The 1,264-nt window shown below is 41.2% G+C and carries 1 protein-coding gene; it reads left to right on the top strand.

Annotated features, from left to right (window positions below):
- Positions 1–127: 127 nt before the first annotated feature.
- Complete coding sequence (locus tag KBW69_RS24050; protein ID WP_257282535.1) at positions 128–1,264, top strand: pentapeptide repeat-containing protein; 1,137 nt, start codon at positions 128–130, stop codon at positions 1,262–1,264.

Genomic DNA, 1,264 nt, shown 5'->3' with positions numbered 1-1,264 from the left:
GGTTAACAAAGAAATCGAAGGACTCGTCAAGTACTGTGGTGAAGAGTGCAGAAAGTTGCTGCTTGAGCAAAACCCACATCTCTGGGAGGGCAAGCTGGATTCCCTGGATGGTCTTAAGCTGAACGGGTTGAAGCATAAATTTGAAGGGATTGATTTCAGCGGCTGTTCAATGAAGGGTACAGTACTGCAATCCGCTATATTTCGCAGATGTAAATTCAATACAGAGCTGTTAAACAGTGCTACTATCGAAAATAGCTTTTTCAGCGGATGTTATTTTGAAGGCAAGCGGCTTTCAACCTCGCTATTGGACAATGTCCGTTTTTTTCCTGAATATGATATAAAAGGCCTAGTGTATGAAAGTACACGGCGGCTTTCCCGAATCCTATATGAGTCGTGTGTTAATCAGAACAATGAGTTCAATCTGAAACAATGGCTGGAGGTGATGGGGAAAAGCAATTGTCTACGCGTTTGCTCAACACCGCTGGATGATTTAAGCCGGGATATTCTGTCCCAACATATTGAAGAAATTAAAAGAAAGTATCCACAGCAACTTTGTGAAATTATTTATGCACTTTTCTCCATTGAATTTAAAACTACTGCCAATGCAATAAATTTTGTCTGCAGTAATCCGGAATTCTATCAACGCCCAATCAAAGATCTCAAAGATTTGTATTTTGAATTCAGAACCATCTTCCTGAAAGAAGGAGATTATGGGAACTCGTCAGGTGATCCATTTAATGAATTATGCGCCCACTATACCCTCGGACGCACTGATTTTTCCCGGGAAGCGGTTTTGGCGTTGATGTTAAATGTTATTAACCTTGTTCTATTTCCAGAATCCAATGATCAATACATAGACTTTGGCGTCAATGCCAACAGCGCCGATGAGCATGACGATTGCTTGAAGGCCATTTCTGAGGTCAGTAGCGAAAGTGCACAAAAGAACTCAATCGCATCCCTGAAAACAGGTAGCCTGCCTCTGGTTGAAATGCAACGTTACAAAGCTCATCTTTGTCGCTTTTACCTTAGTGAGTACCGGAAATATTTTCATCGATTCTGGAAAGAGTGCTCAGAAAAGAGTCAATTAACAATAGCCAAACACTGTTTGCGTCATCAAAATGTTGCCGTTAGCCCCTTAACAACCGAGGAGTTTATAACATTGTTGTCTAAAGACCACGATGTGGAAATTTGGCGGGACATGTATAACGCCAACATGGAAAAACATACAAAAATTCAGAAAGAGTGGGATCTGTTGCGTCCGTAA

The organism is Endozoicomonas sp. ISHI1, from assembly GCF_024606225.1.
Lineage (GTDB): Bacteria > Pseudomonadota > Gammaproteobacteria > Pseudomonadales > Endozoicomonadaceae > Endozoicomonas_A.
Note: the sequence above shows the minus strand (reverse complement) of the source record. Positions and strands in the feature narration are given on the sequence as shown.